The sequence below is a fragment of the Knoellia koreensis genome (assembly GCF_013041615.1).
Classification (GTDB): domain Bacteria; phylum Actinomycetota; class Actinomycetes; order Actinomycetales; family Dermatophilaceae; genus Pedococcus; species Pedococcus koreensis.
Map to the genome: position 1 here is coordinate 82,496 of NZ_JABEPQ010000006.1, position 16,539 is coordinate 99,034.

The window sequence follows — 16,539 nt, forward strand, 5'->3', positions numbered from 1 at the left end:
TCCTCCGACGCAGGTCACCCCCATCGCGGCCAACCGAACGCAGGCCTGTGGCGTCGCCGGGAGGACAGCCGAACCTGGAAGGTCAGATGAGTTCCTCACGTCCCACGACGCGCGCCGGTGCCAAGAGGGCGCAGTCGCAGCGCCCCAAGGCCGCGACCAAGCGAACCAAGGGGGGCCGCGGGAAGCGATGGGCCAAGCGACTCGGGCTGACGGCGTTGCTCGGCATCATCCTGGCGGCGATCGCGTTCTTCGCGGCCTACGCGACGATCGACAAGCCACAGCCCAACGACCTGGTCAACGCCCAGACGTCGATCATCTACTACGCCGACGGCAAGTCCGAGATGGGGCGCCTGTCGGTCGACGGCGGCAACCGTGAGTCGGTGCAGCTGAAGCAGGTCCCCGACGCGGTGCAGAAGGCGCACCTCGCGGCAGAGGACCGGGACTTCTACACCAACTCCGGCATCAGCCCGTCCGGCATCCTGCGAGGTGCCTGGGAGACGTTGCGCGGTGGCGGCACCCAGAGCGGGTCGACCATCACCCAGCAGTACGTCAAGAACTACTTCCTCACCTCCGACCAGACGCTGTCGCGCAAGGCCCGCGAGATCATCATCTCGATCAAGATCGGCAAGGAGGAGTCCAAGGACGAGATCCTGCAGAACTACCTCAACACGATCTACTACGGCCGCGGCGCCTATGGCATCCAGACCGCCGCGCGCGCCTACTTCGGCAAGGACGTCTCCAAGCTGACCCCGTCCGAGGGCGCGCTGCTCGCCTCCGTCGTCAAGGGCCCGTCGCTGTTCGACCCGGGTCTCGGGGCGCAGCAGAAGGCCAACGCCGAGGCCCGCTGGCAGTACGTCATGGACGGCATGGTCAAGGAGGGGTGGATCACCCCCGACCAGCGCGCCAAGGCGGCGTTCCCGACCAAGACGCTGAAGAAGTACGTGCCCAACAGCGGTGTCGGCGGGCCGCAGGGCTTCCTCGTCCAGCAGGTCAAGCAGGAGCTGCGGAATAAGCTCAAGCTCACCGACGAGGACATCGACAAGGGCGGCCTGCGCATCGTCACGACCATCGACCAGAAGGCCGAGCAGGCCGCGATCAACGCGGTCGAGGACCGCATGCCCAAGGACAAGAAGGCCGCAACCATGCGGGCCGGCCTGGTGTCGATCAAGCCCGGTGACGGCGCCATCGTCGCGATGTACGGCGGCAAGGACTACCGCAAGGAACAGCTCAACACCGCGGTCGACGCCACCATGCAGGCCGGGTCGACGTTCAAGCCCTTCGCGCTGCTCGCCGGACTCATGCAGGACAAGCCGATCAGCACCAAGACCCGGTTCAACGGCACCAGCCCGCAGTACTTCCCCGAGTTCGAGGACTCGGCCAACCCGCGCGGCAAGGTGACCAACTTCGGCGGACAGCCCTTCGGCTACATCGACCTGCGCACCGCGACCGCCAACTCGGTCAACACCGTCTACGCCAAGCTCAACATCGAGGTCGGCGCCGACAACACCAAGAAGGCCGCGATCGCCGCCGGCCTGCCGGACGACGCCCAGGCCAAGGCGCGCAAGCTGCGCCCGCTCGGCACCAACGTCGCCAACGTCCTCGGCACCGACAGCGTGACCGTCAAGGACATGGCCACGGCATACTCCACGCTCGCCTCGGGCGGCACCCGGGTGACGCCCTACATGGTGAAGTCGGTCAAGGGCGGCCCCGGCGGGCTCAACTACAAGGCCAAGGTCACCAAGAAGCAGGGGTTCGACAAGGACGTCGTCGCCGACGCCGTCGACGCGATTCAGCAGGTCGTGATCCGCGGCTCCGGGTCGTACGCCCAGCAGCTGGGGCGCCCGGTCGCCGGCAAGACCGGCACCACGTCGGACAACAAGGCCGCGTGGTTCAACGGGTTCACGCCGCAGCTGGAGACCGCGGTCGGCCTCTACTCCTCGGGCAAGAACGGCGAGGAGCTGTCGATGACCGACGTCGGCGGCTACCAGGAGATCACCGGCGCCACGATCCCCGTGCGGATCTGGACCGACTACATGGAGACGGCGATGAAGGGTATGCCGGTCGAGCAGTTCCCCGAGCGCGCCGGCCTGGGTGACGACGAGATCTACACCCCGCCGCCGCCCACGAGCTCGTCCACGCCGCCGCCGGCGACGAGCAGCTCCTCCTCGACCAGCTCCAGCAGCACCACCACGACCAAGCCGCCGACCACGACGTCGACGCCACCGCCGACCACCTCGACACCGCCGCCCACCACCAAGACCAACGGCACCGGGAAACCGACGCCACCGACCATCACCCTCCTCGGCGACCGGCCGCGCTCGACCAGCACCCCGTAGCGACCTGCCGTGAGCCTGTCAGTGGTGGGTGGCCCCCTCGGCCGGCACGCGTCGGAGCGGGCCGGGTCGTGGCTGGCGACGGTCGTCCCGCTGCTCGCGGCGACCGTTGGCACGATGGCGCTGTCCGTCGTGCAGAAGGCGCACTGCATCCAGCAGGGGTGGAGCGGCTCGGACCAGTTCTGGCATGCGTGCTTCTCCGACCTGCCCGCGATGTACCAGGCCGGCAACCTCGATGACGGCCTCGCGGCATACCTCGCCGACAGCGGCGCCCGCTCGGACCACCCAGCGCTCACGGGAGCCGTCAGCGCACTGCTCGGGGGGCTGGTGCCGGACGGCGCGTTCGTCGACCAGACCCGGTGGTACTTCGCCCTGTGGGCGGTGCTCGCCACCGTGTGCGCGCTGGCGATCGTGTGGTTCACCGCCGCGACCCGGCCGCGGCACGCCACGGCTGCCGCGCAGGTGGCGCTGAGCCCGGTGCTCGTCCTGACCGCCCTCGTCTCCGCCGACATCTTCGGCGTCATGCTCGTCAGCGCCGGGCTGTGGGCGTGGGCGCGGCGCAAGCCGGCGGCTGCGGGGGTCTTCCTCGGACTCGCCGTCATGGCACGCACCTACCCGGTGCTGGTGCTGCTGGCCATCGCGCTCATCGCGTTCCGCACCGGCGGGTGGGCGCCCCTGCGCCGCACCCTGCTCGGTGCGGCCGCGGCGGTGCTGGTCGTGGCGCTGCCGTTCGTCGGCAACCTCGGTGCGCTGTGGCGCAGCTATGAGGTCTGGTGGGACGCCGCACCCGGTCTCGGCTCGATCTGGATGGTGCCGCAGCTCATCGGCCTCGACCCCATGCCCGCCGGCCTCGCCACCATGCTGGTCGTGGCCGCCACCGCGCTCGCCGTCGTCGCCGGTGCGGTGTTCGCGCTCGGCACGTACCACCGGCCGTCGGTGCCGCAGGTCGCGCTGGTCCTCGTCGGCCTCACCCTCGTGGTCGGCAAGTCGTTCCCGGTGCAGGCGTCGCTGTGGCTGGTGCCGCTGATCGCGCTCGCCGGCCTGCGCTGGCGGGACCAGCTGGTGTGGGCGCTCACCGAGGCGTTGCACTTCGTGGCGGTCTGGCTCTACTTCGGGGGCCTGTCCAAACCCGACCGCGGTATGCCGGCCGGCTGGTACTGCGTGTTCCTGCTCCTGCGGGTGGCGGCCGTCGCCTACCTCGTGGTGCGCACGTGGCGCACCGCCGCGGCATACCCGCAGGACGGGGTCGGGGACGAGGCCGACGGTGACTTCACCGACGCGCCCGACCGGCTGCTCGTCCGCCTCACCTGACGTTCGCGCAGTTCGGCACGGGTCGCGCAGCCCGGGGTGCGCGACTGGTGCCAAGGTGCGCGATCGTTCCGGCCCTGTGGACAGCGGAGCCCGCGGAGACGCGCGATGCGGGAGCGTGGACCGATGCCGTTCGACCCATCCCTGCTGCGCTGCACGGGTGACCTGCGCCGCGTCGGCGTGGTCCCACCGGCCCGCGACGCCGACGGTTCCCCACGATGGGTGCGGGTGCGGCGCGGCGCGTGGTACCCCGCAGCCGGGTGGACCGGCCTCGACGCAGCAGGACGGTATGCCGCCCTGGTGCACGCGACCGCCCTCGTCGGCCTGGGCGAGGGCCAGCTGTGCTTCTCGCACGAGTCGGCGGCGGTCCTGCTGGGGCTGCCGCGGATCGGGGCCTGGCCGGACGTCGTGCACGTCCTGGCGGACGGGCGGGCCGGGTGGTCGGGGATCGTGCGGCGGCACACGTTCGAGGGGGTCGAGCCGATCGGGCACGCCGGTCTGCGCGTGACCAGCCCGGCCCGTACGGTGGTCGACCTGGCCAGGTGCACCGGGTTCACGTCGGCGCTGGCGGCCGCCGACCACGCGCTGCGGGAGGAGCTGTGCACCCCCGAAGACCTGGTCGCCGCGCTCGACGCACTGCCCCGACGGGCATCCGGGCTGAGGGTGAGTGAGACGGTGGTCCGGCTCGCCGACCCACGCTCGATGTCCGTGGGAGAGAGCCTGTCGCGGGCGCAGATGTTCCTGCACAACCTGCCGCGGCCGGAACTGCAGGTGGCCTGGGAGCACGAGGAAGGGTTGATCGGCTACACCGACTTCGGCTGGGACGAGGTCGTCGGCGAGTTCGACGGCAAGGTGAAGTACGGCGCGGAGCTGAGTGCGGGCGACCCCGCCGGTGTGGTGTGGCGGGAGAAGCTGCGCGAGGACCGGCTTCGCGCGCGAGGCGCACGGGTGGCGCGCTGGGTCTGGCGCGAGGCCGTGCACCCCGAGGGCATGGTCGCGCGGCTGGCCGCCCAAGGGATCAGGCCGCAGCGGCGCAACACGTGGTTCGACGCGGGGGAGGCGGAGGCCGGGTGACGTTCGCGCAGTTCGGCACGGGTCGCGCAGCCCGGGGCGCGCGACCGGTGCCAAGGTGCGCGACCGTCCCAGGGGGTGTGGACAACGATTTCGGGGTATGCCGTGGGGCCGGTACCCTTGTGAAGTTCCCGAGGCGAAATGGTCTCGGGATCGCGATGCAAACCCTCCTGTCACGGAAGGACCGTGACCGCCACAGACCAAAGGAGGCGGGTTACCAGCATGCGTCAGTACGAACTGATGGTCATCCTCGACCCCGAGCTGGACGACCGTACGGTTGCTCCCTCGCTCGACAAGTTCCTCACCGTCGTGACCAAGGACAAGGGCACCGTCGACAACGTCGACATCTGGGGCCGTCGTCGCCTGGCCTACGACATCAAGAAGAAGTCCGAGGGCATCTACGCCGTCGTCAACTTCACCGCTGAGCCGGCCACGGCCAAGGAGCTGGACCGCCAGCTCGGCCTCAACGAGTCGGTCATGCGGACCAAGCTCCTGCGCCCCGGCGCCTGAGCAACCCCGCACCACCCGAAACCACCTGACAGCCCAGCACTGACAGACAAGGGGAACGCTCCATGGCAGGCGACACCGTCATCACCGTCATCGGCAACCTGACCGGTGACCCCGAGCTGCGCTTCACTCCGTCCGGCGCCGCCGTCGCGAACTTCACCGTGGCCTCCACGCCGCGCCAGTTCGACCGGCAGTCCAACGAGTGGAAGGACGGCGAGACGCTGTTCATGCGCTGCTCGGTGTGGCGTGACGCGGCGGAGAACGTCGCCGAGTCGCTGCAGCGGGGCGCCCGAGTCATCGTCAGCGGCCGCCTGAAGTCTCGCTCGTACGAGACCAAGGAGGGCGAGAAGCGCACCGTCATCGAGATGGACGTCGACGAGGTCGGCCCCTCGCTGCGGTACGCGACCGCCAAGGTCAACAAGACCCAGCGCTCCGGCGGAGGCAACTTCGGCGGCGGCCAGCAGGGCGGCGGTCAGGGTGGTTACGGCGGCGGCCAGCAGCAGGACGACCCGTGGGCGACCGGACCGACCGGTGGCCAGGGCGGCCCGCAGCAGGGCGGCGGCCAGGGTGGTCAGCAAGGTGGCGGTCAGCAGGGCGGCTGGGGCCAGGCCCCGTCGTACGACGAGCCCCCCTTCTGAGCCACGCGGCATACCGCAAGCAAGACACGTAAGAACACCATCCCTGGGAGACCAGGGCTCACCTGAATGACAAGGAGAGCACCACGATGGCCAAGCCCGTTGTGCGCAAGCCCAAGAAGAAGGCCAACCCGCTGAAGGCGGCGAAGGTCGAGAACATCGACTACAAGGACACCGCGCTGCTGCGCAAGTTCATCTCCGACCGCGGCAAGATCCGTGCGCGTCGGGTGACCGGTGTGTCCGTCCAGGAGCAGCGGCTCATCGCCACCGCGGTCAAGAACGCCCGCGAGATGGCGCTGCTGCCCTACTCCAGCTCGTCGCGCTGACGAGCGACCGGAAAGGTACTGACAGATGAAGGTCATCCTGACCCACGAGGTCTCGAACCTCGGCACCGCCGGTGACGTCGTCGACGTCAAGGACGGCTACGCCCGCAACTTCCTGTTCCGCCGGGGCCTGGCCACCGCGTGGACCAAGGGCGGGCAGAAGCAGGTCGACTCGATCGCCAAGGGCCGCGAGGTCCGCGCGATCAACTCCCTCGAGGAGGCGAAGTCGGTCAAGGGCAACCTCGAGAACGGCACCGTCAAGGTCGTCGCCCACGCGGGTGACTCCGGTCGCCTGTTCGGTGCGGTCTCGACCGCCGACGTCGCCGAGGCCGTCAAGGCCGCCGGTGGCCCCGAGCTCGACAAGCGCAAGATCGAGATCACCACGCCGATCAAGGTCGTGGGCACCCACGAGGCGCTCGTCCGGCTGCACCCCGAGGTGCAGGCGACGGTCAAGCTCGACGTGGTCGCCGGCTGACGACTGCATCGTTTCGAACGCCCGGTCCCCTTCGTGGGGCCGGGCGTTCGTCGTGCGTATGCCGCGCGGCCGGCTCGGGCTCGCAAGGGCGGCAAGTGTGCAGTTTTTCTGCGCGTTTCTGCGCGGAATCGAGACCAGAACCCCACGCATGATCATCCGGTTGTACGTTCCGCTCATCCAGTCAGCTGCGCCGCGGGAGCTGCCGAGGCGCCGACGCACGGGGAGTGGCCATGCCGGGTGGGGTCCAGGGACATCGGTTCCGGAGCACGTCAGGGGGTGCCGGCTCGGATGTTGAGCGCCGGTCCCGTATCCGCGGCAAGGCCGCGCGGCTCGGGGCACTCCTGACGGTGGCCCTGGCCATCGGGACGGGTGCCTCGGCCGCCTCAGCGGCACCCGCATTCGCGCAGGCGCCGGCGAAGGTGTCACCCGCGCGGGCGGCGACTGTCACGTCGAGCGTCGCGAAGGTCACCTATGACGGCTCGTCGTTCATGATCGACGGGAAGCGGACGTACCTGTGGTCCGGGGAGTACCACTACTTCCGGCAGCCGAGCCCGGACCTGTGGCTCGACACCTTCCAGAAGATGAAGGCAGCGGGCTTCAACTCCGTGAGCCTCTACTTCGACTGGGGCTACCACTCCCCGAAGCAGGGTGTCTACGACTTCACCGGTGTGCGTGACCTCGACAAGCTCCTCGACTACGCCGAGCAGGCGGGGCTGTACGTCATCGCCCGCCCCCCGGCATACATCAACGCCGAGGTGGACGGCGGCGGTCTGCCCGGGTGGATGTCCGTCACCAAGGGCAAGAACCGCAGCGCCGACCCGGACTACCTGCGGTACCAGGACGAGTGGATGACGCAGGTGGACAAGATCATCGCCCGCCACCAGATCACCAACGGCACCGGGTCGGTCATCGCATACCAGGCCGAGAACGAGTACTACAACGGCTCGGCCGAAGGTCGCACGTACATGGCCCACCTGCGCGACAAGGCCAAGGTCGACGGCATCACCGTCCCGATCATCGGCAACCACAACGGCATCTTCAACAGCGGCGACGGAGCCCTCGACGTCGACGGCGTCGACTCCTACCCGCAGGGCTTCAACTGCTCCAACCCGACCGCGTGGCGCCCGGTGCCGAACATCTCCAGCGGCTGGCCGTCCACCAAGCCCCTCTCGACCATCGAGTTCCAGGGCGGCGCGTTCGACCCTTGGGGCGGGCCGGGCTTCGACAAGTGCGCCCAGCTGATCAACGACCAGTTCGCCAACGTCTTCTACAAGCAGAACATCGCCGTGGGCGCCACGACCCAGAACATCTACATGCTCTTCGGCGGCACCAACTGGGGCTGGCTCGGCCGGCCCGAGGGCTACACGTCCTACGACTACGGCGCCGCCATCCGCGAGACCCGCCAGCTCGACCCGAAGTACTACGAGAACAAACTCATCGGCTACCTCGTCCAAGCTGCCAAGGACCTGCGCGACACCAAGCCCATGCTGGCCGAGACCGGCAACCAGGCCATCGTCGACACGGCCCGGGTCAACCCCGAGACCGGGGCCCAGTTCCACACGCTGCGGCACCGCGACTCGACCGCCACGTCCACGGACAGCACGACCTTGTCGCTGGACCTGGCCGCCAAGCCGGTGGACCAGGTGACCTACACCTGGGACGACGCCGACCCGGCTCTCAGCTACACAGGCGCCTGGGAGCACGTGGCCGACCAGTCCTACACCCAGGACAACTACCGCAAGACCGAGTCGTTCTCCCGGGTGGCGGGTGACCGGGTCAAGGTGACCTTCACCGGCACCGCGGTGCGCTGGATCGGCACCCTGGCCAGCAACCACGGGACGGCCGACGTGCTGATCGATGGTGCCAAGGTGGCCACGGTCGACACGGCCGGCTCGCCCTCCGGGCAGAAGGTCCTCTTCAGCACGGCCGGGCTGAGCGCCGGCGAGCACACGCTGGAGATCGTCGTCACCGGCACCAGGGGTGAGGGCTCGAGTGACACCTATGTGCCCGTCGACGCGATCGACGTGCCCAGTGCCGCCGATGCCACGCAGCTCTACCCGCGGGTGCCGCAGCAGGCCGGCACCGACATCACGCTGCTTGGGCGCGACTCCGACATCCTCCTCGCCAACTACGTCCTCCAATCGCAGCGGCTCCAGTACTCGACCTCGGAGCTGTTGACCGACGCCAAGATCGGCGACCATGACCTCGCGGTGCTCTACGGCGAGAAGGGCACCGACGGCGAAACCGTGCTGCGGTTCGCGTCGCGCCCCACCGTCACCGTGGATGCCGGAGGCGTCACGAGCACCTGGGACGCCACACGGGGCGACTTGCGCCTCAACTACACCCATGGCGGCATCGCCCGGGTCACCATCACGGGCGGCGGTTCCGCCCGGCCGTTGCAGCTCCTGCTCACCGACAAGGCGACGGCCAAGACGTTCTGGCGCCTCGAGGCAGGCGACTCCCCAGTCATCGTTCGCGGCACCGCGCTGCTGCGCACCGCCGAGCTGGTGGATGGCACCGCCGTCCTCTCCGGAGACAACGACGACACCGCGGGCATCGAGGTATGGGCCGACGCGACCTCGGTCACGTGGAACGGCAAGGCAGTCAAGGTCCAGCGGACCCCGACCGGAAGTCTCACCGGCGCCATCCCGGTGCGCCGGGCTGTGACGCTGCCCGAGCTGAGCGGCTGGCGACGCAGCGCTGAGTCGCCGGAGGCGGCATACGACTTCGACGACTCCCGCTGGGTCACCGCGACGAAGACGACGACGCAGAGCGTCAGCGGTGCGGGTGAGCTACCCGTCCTGTACGCGGACGACTACGGCTTCCACACGGGGAACACCTGGTACCGGGGACGCTTCCAGTCCACGGGCAAGGAGACAGGCATCCACCTCGAGTCGATCTCGGGCGGGGCGACCGGTGACGTGCACTCCGGGAAGTCCCCGCAAGCGTTCTCGGTATGGCTCAACGGGACGTTCCTCGGGAGCTACCGCACTGGCAGCGCCGACATCACCTTCCCCAAGGCGCTCGTGCGCGGCAGCGGCGACAACGTCGTGTCGGTCCTGACCGTCAACATGGGCCACAACAACGACTACAACTCCAGCAACGAGAACAAGACTGCGCGCGGGCTCACCAGTGCCTACCTGCTTGGCTCACCGCTCACCCGCACGACGTGGCGGCTGCAGGGCGTTCGCGGTGGCGAGGATCTGTTCGACACGGTGCGCGGACCGCTGGCCAACGGCGGCCTCTACGGCGAGCGAGCCGGCTGGTCGCTGCCCGGGTTCCCTGACCAGGACTGGTCCCCGGTCACGCTGCCCGCCGCGGACCCCCGCCCGGGCGTGACGTGGTACCGCACCACCGCGGCCCTGGACCTGCCCAAGGACCAGGACACCTCGGTGGGTGTCACCATCACGGACGATCCCTCGCGTCGGTACCGCGCGCAGATCTTCGTCAACGGATGGCAGGTCGGCAACTACCTCAACGACGTGGGGCCGCAGCGATCCTTCCCGGTCCCGGTCGGCATCCTCAACCCCAACGGGGCCAACACCATCGCGATCGCCGTGTGGAACCTCGACGGCTCGACGGGTGGCCTGGGGAAGGTGGCGCTGACCAGCTACGGCAGCCACACGTCGTCGTTGCGGGTGGGCATGAACGACAGCCCGCGGTACTCCGCCGCGAAGTACGCCATGCCTGCGGCGCCCGGCGTGGCTGTGTCGATGACTGCCCCGTCGACCACCCGAGAGGGTGCCACGTTCACCGTCAGGGCGACCGCCTCCATCCCGGCGGACCGGCCCTCCGCCCGTGACATCTCAGCCCGGTTGACCGCGCCCGCTGGATGGACCGTCGGCAGAGTGGAACCAGCGAGCGTGGCCCAACTGTCGCCGGGGTCGTCAGCCACCTTCACCTGGCGGGTCACGGCCCCGGCGAAGATCGCCGATCCGGCCGCCCTGACCGCCGCGATAACCGCCATCCAGGCAGGACGCAGCGTCACGGTCGAGGACACGCGCATCGTGGGTGGGGTGCCGCCGGCCCCGGGACCCGGTGAGGTGGCGGTCAGCGATCTGCCGTTCATGTCCGCGACCAACGGCTGGGGCCCGGTTGAACGCGACCAGAGCAACGGCGAGGCAGCGGCCGGTGATGGAAGCACCATCTCCATCCGTGGCACCACGTTCGCCAAGGGGCTCGGAACCAACGCCGTGAGTGTCGTCAAGGTCTATCTGGGCGGCGCGTGCACCCGCTTCACGGCGTCGGTGGGCATCGACGACGAGATCGACGGCGGCAGCGTCACCTTCACGGTGGGAGCCGATGGCCACGACGCGGTGACCACTCCCGTTCTGACCCGCCGTGACGCTGTCCGCACCCTCGACGTCGACGTCACCGGGGCGCAAGTGTTGACGCTCACCGTCGGGGACGGCGGCGACGGCAACGGCGCCGACCATGGTTCGTGGGGTGCGCCAACGCTGACCTGCACCTGACGGCGCAGGGCCCGAGCACCAGGAGGTTCGTTCGTATGCCGTGTGGCCGGCTCGGCGGGTACGGCGGGTAACGATCCGGCGTGGGGTCGGCGAACTCGGTCTCGGGCATCCCGCGGTCCCACCTACACTGGCCGCGTCGGAGCGCAACCGTCGATTCCGGCTCTCGTACCAGCACATTCCTTGGGGGGAACCCGCATGAGCACGCCCAGCAACCCGTTCGACCCTGCCCAGCCCGAGCCGCCGACGCAGCCCCAGAGCCCGCTGCCCGAGGGGGCGCTGGCCGACGGGCAGCCCGAGACGGCCAAGCCCAAGGGACGCAAGACCGCGATCATCACCGGCGCCGTCGCGGCGGTGGCGCTGCTCGGCGGCGGTGGCGCCATCGCGGCATACTCCGCCCTGAGCGGTGGGGGCGCCCAGCCGGAGTCGGTGTTCCCGTCGACCACGTTCGCGTTCGGCAAGGTCGACCTCGACCCGTCCGCGGGGCAGAAGATCGACGCGATCCGGTTCATCCGCAAGTTCCCCGACGCCCAGGCCAAGGTCAAGGAGGACTCCGACCTGCGCAAGGTCGTGTTCGACGCGATCAAGGACGCAGGTGGCCTGAAGGACGTCGACTACGCCAAGGACGTCGAGCCGTGGCTGGGTGAGCGGGCCGCGTTCGGCGCGATCCCGGGAGCGAACGGGCAGGACCCGATCCCCGTCGTGGCGCTGGCGGTCAAGGACAAGGGTGAGGCCGAGAAGAGCCTGCCCAAGCTGGCCAAGTCGATGGACGGTGGGCAGTGCCGCGTCGTCGAGGACTTCGCACTGTGTGCCGAGAAGAAGGAGCAGCTCGACGCGTTCGTGTCGGCGACCCAGAAGGCGACGCTCGCCGACTCCGAGAACTTCAAGACTGACCTCGGCGACCTCGGCGAGACCGGCATCGTCACCGCCTGGAGCGACACCGCCAAGGCGGCCGAGCTGCTCGGCAGCGTGCAGAAGTCGGTGCCGGGGATGCTCAACCAGTTCGGGCTTGGCGCGAACGGCACCAACTCCGGTCGCACGGCGATGGCGCTGCGGTTCGACGGCCCGAACCTCGAGCTCGCCGGTCGCGTCAACGACGCGAAGGTCTCGTTCGTCGGCTCGGCGAATGCCGGGTCCATCGCCGAGCTGCCCAAGGGCACCCTCGCGGCAGTCACCGTCGCCAACGCCGGTGAGCAGCTGAAGACGGCGTGGCCGCAGCTGGAGTCGATGATCAAGGAGACGGCCGGCGAGCAGCAGTTCACCGACGGGGTGGCGCAGGCCGAGCAGGAGCTGGGCATCTCCATCCCGGACGACGTCGTCAAGGCGCTGGGGTCGAAGTTCTCGATCGCGTTCGGCGGCATGGGCGCGGACAACAGCGAGATCAAGGTCGGCCTGGTCACCGACGGCGACAAGGCGGTGCTGCAGAAGCTGAGCGACGCGGCCGGCCAGGGCATGGGCGCCGGTGGCCTCACGCTCAAGGGAGCCGACAAGGACACCGCGGTCGCGCTGTCCGACAACTGGGCCAGCGAGCTCACCAGCAACCACGGCCTCGGCGACAGCAAGGGCTTCAAGGACGCCCTGAAGGACCCCGGCAACTCGCGCGTCGCGGCCTACGTCGACATCGCGGGTGTGCTGGCGGCGTTCAAGGACGAGATCCCGGCGGAGGTCAGCAAGAACCTCGGCCAGTTCTCCTCGCTCGGCATGACCGTCTCCGGTGAGGGCAAGTCCGCCGACTTCGCGCTGCGCCTCACCACCAAGTAGCCGCCCCCGCCCCGCCCCAGGAGTCACAGCTTTTCCGCGTGGAGCGGGAAACTGCGGGTTCACTCGCCCTAGTAGGGCGAGTGAACCTCAAGGTTCGCGCATGACGCGGAAAAGCTGAGGTCGGGTCAGGAGCGGGTGACGACGATCGTGGGCGGCGTTGCCAGGCTCTGGCCGACCACGCAGTAGCGCTCGGTCATCGCGGCAAGACGCGCGAGCTGCTCGTCGGTCGCGTCGGTGTCGAGCACTGCGGTGACCTCGACGCCGTCGACGCCGACGGGCGTGTCCGGGTCGACGCCCAGGGTGCCCCGGGCGTCGAACCACCCCTGCGCCGTCAGCTCGGCCCCGCGGACGTCGAGCCGCATCGCGGTGGCCACGCTGCGCAGGGTGACCCCGGCGCACGCGAGCAGGGCCTCGAGCAGCAGGTCGCCGGAGCAGGCGTCGTTGCCGTCGCCGCCGGTGGCGCGGTGCAGGCCCGCGCGGACCGGCCCGGCGAAACCCTCGACGGTCGCCGTGACGCCCGGGTCGGAGAAGGCGGCGCGGGCCGCGATGGGGGTTCGTGCCGCCGCGGGGTCGGCGCGGTACAGCTCCTTGAGTGGTCGTTGGGCGGCGCGCAGCGCCTCGGCGTCCATGGGAGCAGTGTGGGGCACGGCCCGGCGTTGTGCGACACAATCGGCGCATGACGCGGCGGGTGGCGGTGGCAGCGACGGGACCGGCGTCGGCCGACGCCGGCATGTCGGCCGCGGCGGCCGGGGGCAACGCCGTCGACGCGGCCATCGCAGCCATCGTCGCGGCCATGACGACCGAGCCGGGGATCGTGTCACCCCTCGGCGGGGCGTTCGTCACGATCTGGCCTGCCGGCGCTGACCCGGAGGTCGTCGACGGCAACGTCGAGATGCCGGGCCGCGGGCTGCCGCGCGAACGCTTCGGCCAGGGCCTGCGCGAGATCACCACCACCTACGGTGGCGGCCTGACGTTGTATGCCGGCCACGGCTCGGTCGCGACACCCGGCGCCTTCGCGGCCCTGGGCGTCGCCCACGACCGGCACGGCTCGGCCGCGTGGACCGACGTGCTGGCGCCGAGCGTGGCGGCGGCGCGGGGCGGTTACGCCATCGGTGGCGCGGCCGCGAGCTACCTTGCCCTGACTGGTGATTCGGTCTTCGGCTGGGACCCGAACACCGGCCCGCTGGTGCGCCGTGCGGACGGGTCGGCGCTGCAGGCCGGTGACATCGCGACCAACCCCGACCTGGCCCTCACGCTCGAGCAGATCGGCGCCCAGGGCGCCCGTTCCCTCTACACCGGGGAGCTGGCCGCACGGATCGCCGCAGACAGCGACGCCCGAGGCGGGCTGCTCACCGAGGCCGACCTCGCGGCATACCGGGCGGTCGTGCGTGCACCGGTGCGGCTCTCGATCGGTGACTGGGACATCGCGACCAACCCGCCCCCGTCGGTGGGCGGACCGATGCTGGCGGTGATGCTGCGCGAGCTGGCCGGCGCGGACGGGCGCGGTGGTGGCGAGTGGGACTGGGTGCGCGTGATCGACGTGCAGCGCCGGGTGCTGACCTACCGGGCACGGGTGCACGACCTGTCCACGGACCTCGAGGAGGACGGTTACGCGCTGCTGGAGCAGGTCGAGCGGCACGGGCTCGCCGCGTTGCCGACGTCGTCGTCGACCGCGCATGTCTCAGCGGCGGACTCCGACGGCACGGTGTGCGCGATCACGGCCTCGAGTGGGTATGGCTCGGGGGCGACCGTGCCCGGCACGGGGATGATGCTCAACAACTGCCTGGGCGAACCCGAGCTCAACCGGCTGGGCCTGCACGCGCTCACCCCGGGCACCCGGCTCGCGTCGAACATGGCGCCCTCGGTGGGGCGACGCGACGACGGCTCTGCGCTGGCGGTGGGCAGCCCCGGAGCCGACCGGATCACCACGGCCCTCATGCAGGTGGTCGGACGGAATGCGTTGCTGGGCATGGGAATCGGCGACGCCATCGATGCGCCTCGGGCGCACGTGCGGATCCTCGACGGTGACTCTGTGCGCGTCGACCACGAGGACGACGAGGCGATCGTGGCGGCGGCTGCCGAGCTGGGGCTGCCGACGTACTCGCATGGGCCGCTGTCGATGTTCTTCGGTGGGGTGGGTGCCGCGTGGGTGGACGGCGACGGCTCACTGGGCGCGGCCGGCGACCCGCGGCGGGCAGCCGCCACCCGGGTGTCGCAGGCGTGAGGACCGGGTAACGAACAGGTCGGCTCAGCGGGTGGCACCGGCGACGGCCCACCGGTCGCCCCGGATGCGGCGCCAGAAGAAGACCGCCCGGATCGCCATGAACGCGGTGAAGGCCAGCCACAACACCGCCAGCGCGGCCGGCGCGCCGCGCGACAGAAGCCGGTCACCGGCAGCGTGGACGGCGAGCACCAGCGGCAGGTAGAGCACCAGCGTCGCAGCCATCGCCTTGGCCAGCCAGGCGCCGTCGCCGGCACCGATGAGGACGCCGTCGACGACGAACACGTACCCCGCGAGCGGTTGCCCGACCGCGACGACTACGAGCGCCGCGGCCAACGCGGCACGCACCGCCTCGTCGCCGGTGAACAGCCCGGGCAGCAGCGTGTGCGCCACCAGCACCAGCACCCCCAACGCCGCGCCACCCCACACGCCCCAGCGCACCATCAGACCCGTCGCTGCCCGCGCCCCCTCGACGTCACCGGCACCGAGTGCCTTGCCGGTCAACGCCTGCGCGGCGATGGCAAGGGCGTCGAGCGCGAAGGCGAGGAAGCTCCACACCGTCATCGCCACCTGGTGCGCGGCCAGCGGCACATCGCCGAGCCCGGCCGCGACCCATGTCGTGACGAGCAGGATCGCGCGCAGCGCGAGGGTGCGCACGAGCAGGGGTATGCCGGTGAGCCCGGCCGCGAGGACCCGTCCCGGATGGGGGTGAAGACTCGCGCCCGCCCGGCGTGCGTGCGCGACCAGGACGACCACGAGGCCGGTCGCCATGCCGGTCTGGGCGATGACGGTGCCCCACGCGGATCCCGCTATGCCCCAGCCGAACCCGTAGACGAAGACCAGGTTGAGGACGACGTTGGAGCCGAACCCGGCGATCGACGCGACGAGCGGCGTGCGGGTGTCCTGAAGCCCGCGCAGGACACCGTTGGCTGCCAGCGCGACGAGCATGGCGGGTATGCCGAGGGCGGAGATCCGCAGGTACGTCACGGCATACCCGATGGCGGCGTCGGAGGCGCCGAAGACGCGGCACAGGGGTTCGGCGGCCAGCGCGACGACGGCCGCGGTCACCGCTCCCAGCCCGATGGCGAGCCACGTGCCGTCGATGCCGGCCTCGAGTGCCCCGCGCTCGCTGCCCGCGCCGACCTGGCGGGCGACGATCGAGGTGGTGCCGTAGGCCAGGAAGACGAAGATGTTGGCCGCGGTGATCAGGGTGGCGCTGGCGACCCCGAGACCGGCGAGCTGCGCCGTGCCGAGGTGGCCGACGATCGCGGTGTCGGCCAGCAGGAACAGCGGCTCGGCGACGAGCGCGAGGAAGGCCGGCACGGCCAGCCGCAGGATCGCCCGCGCCTGTGACGGCTCCGCTCTCGAGACCACCACGTCACCGTAGTCCGGCCGCCGTGCGCGACGACTCGGGGCCGTAGTCCGCCGATGTGGGC

At 70.4% G+C, this 16,539-nt stretch carries 12 protein-coding genes; 10 read left to right on the forward strand and 2 right to left on the reverse strand.

Annotation, left to right across the window (positions count from 1 at the left end; translation table 11 throughout):
- Positions 1-86: 86 nt before the first annotated feature.
- From HJG52_RS19020 to HJG52_RS19060, 9 genes are all read left to right on the forward strand, one after another.
- Entirely contained in the window at positions 87-2,336 is a 2,250-nt protein-coding gene (locus tag HJG52_RS19020) for a transglycosylase domain-containing protein (protein ID WP_171245213.1), read from the forward strand.
- Positions 2,337-2,345: 9 nt separating this feature from the next.
- Positions 2,346-3,644 carry a glycosyltransferase family 39 protein gene (locus HJG52_RS19025; RefSeq protein WP_171245214.1) on the forward strand — a complete coding sequence of 433 codons (1,299 nt, stop codon included), beginning with the start codon at positions 2,346-2,348 and terminating at the stop codon, positions 3,642-3,644.
- Positions 3,645-3,767: 123 nt separating this feature from the next.
- Entirely contained in the window at positions 3,768-4,715 is a 948-nt protein-coding gene (locus tag HJG52_RS19030; RefSeq protein ID WP_171245215.1) for a type IV toxin-antitoxin system AbiEi family antitoxin, read from the forward strand.
- 219 nt (positions 4,716-4,934) lie between these two features.
- Complete coding sequence (rpsF, locus tag HJG52_RS19035; RefSeq protein ID WP_171245216.1) at positions 4,935-5,222, forward strand: 30S ribosomal protein S6; 288 nt, start codon at positions 4,935-4,937, stop codon at positions 5,220-5,222.
- 62 nt (positions 5,223-5,284) lie between these two features.
- Positions 5,285-5,857 carry a single-stranded DNA-binding protein gene (locus HJG52_RS19040; protein WP_171245217.1) on the forward strand — a complete coding sequence of 191 codons (573 nt, stop codon included), beginning with the start codon at positions 5,285-5,287 and terminating at the stop codon, positions 5,855-5,857.
- Between the two features lie 86 nt (positions 5,858-5,943).
- Complete coding sequence (gene rpsR / locus HJG52_RS19045; protein WP_056884210.1) at positions 5,944-6,180, forward strand: 30S ribosomal protein S18; 237 nt, start codon at positions 5,944-5,946, stop codon at positions 6,178-6,180.
- A 25-nt stretch (positions 6,181-6,205) separates the two neighbouring features.
- Positions 6,206-6,652, forward strand: coding sequence for a 50S ribosomal protein L9 (gene rplI, locus HJG52_RS19050; protein ID WP_171245218.1), 447 nt, complete (start codon positions 6,206-6,208; stop codon positions 6,650-6,652).
- Positions 6,653-6,999: 347 nt separating this feature from the next.
- Positions 7,000-11,124 carry a beta-galactosidase gene (locus HJG52_RS19055; RefSeq protein ID WP_206071160.1) on the forward strand — a complete coding sequence of 1,375 codons (4,125 nt, stop codon included), beginning with the start codon at positions 7,000-7,002 and terminating at the stop codon, positions 11,122-11,124.
- Between the two features lie 195 nt (positions 11,125-11,319).
- A complete protein-coding gene (locus tag HJG52_RS19060; RefSeq protein WP_171245220.1) occupies positions 11,320-12,882 on the forward strand; it encodes a DUF3352 domain-containing protein in 1,563 nt (520 codons plus the stop codon).
- A 125-nt stretch (positions 12,883-13,007) separates the two neighbouring features.
- Here HJG52_RS19060 and HJG52_RS19065 read toward each other — a convergent pair whose 3' ends face one another.
- A complete protein-coding gene (locus HJG52_RS19065) occupies positions 13,008-13,511 on the reverse strand; it encodes an OsmC family protein (protein ID WP_171245221.1) in 504 nt (167 codons plus the stop codon).
- 47 nt (positions 13,512-13,558) lie between these two features.
- Here HJG52_RS19065 and HJG52_RS19070 point away from each other — a divergent pair, with 47 nt between their 5' ends.
- Entirely contained in the window at positions 13,559-15,106 is a 1,548-nt protein-coding gene (locus tag HJG52_RS19070; RefSeq protein ID WP_171245222.1) for a gamma-glutamyltransferase, read from the forward strand.
- A gap of 24 nt (positions 15,107-15,130) precedes the next feature.
- On the opposite strand, the gene HJG52_RS19075 is transcribed toward HJG52_RS19070, so the two are convergent.
- Entirely contained in the window at positions 15,131-16,480 is a 1,350-nt protein-coding gene (locus tag HJG52_RS19075; protein WP_430413359.1) for an MATE family efflux transporter, read from the reverse strand.
- Positions 16,481-16,539 lie beyond the last annotated feature (59 nt).